At 48.5% G+C, this 363-nt stretch carries 2 tRNA genes; both read right to left on the bottom strand.

The features are described 5' to 3' along the window. Positions 1–39: 39 nt before the first annotated feature. Positions 40–126: transfer RNA gene (locus K7431_RS30840), tRNA-Leu, on the bottom strand. Between the two features lie 149 nt (positions 127–275). After that, positions 276–362, bottom strand: a tRNA-Leu gene (locus K7431_RS30845). Position 363: the final 1 nt, after the last annotated feature.

Raw genomic sequence — 363 nt, forward strand, 5'->3', positions numbered from 1 at the left:
GAAACGAAAAAACCCGCTTTCGCGGGTTTGATCTGAATTTGGTGCCCAGGAGAAGACTCGAACTTCCACGACCTTGCGATCACCAGCACCTGAAGCTGGCGTGTCTACCAATTTCACCACCTGGGCATTATCAACGCTTGCGCTGTTGATGGAGCGAACTATACGGAGGGCTTTTTGATCTGTAAACCCCTGATTCAAAAAAATAAATCAAGTTTTCTGTTGAAAATCAAAGGCCTGAAACGAAAAAACCCGCTTTCGCGGGTTTGATCTGAATTTGGTGCCCAGGAGAAGACTCGAACTTCCACGACCTTGCGATCACCAGCACCTGAAGCTGGCGTGTCTACCAATTTCACCACCTGGGCA

This window comes from Pseudomonas fluorescens group sp. (genome assembly GCF_020093335.1).
In the GTDB taxonomy this organism is placed as follows: domain Bacteria; phylum Pseudomonadota; class Gammaproteobacteria; order Pseudomonadales; family Pseudomonadaceae; genus Aquipseudomonas; species Aquipseudomonas petroselini.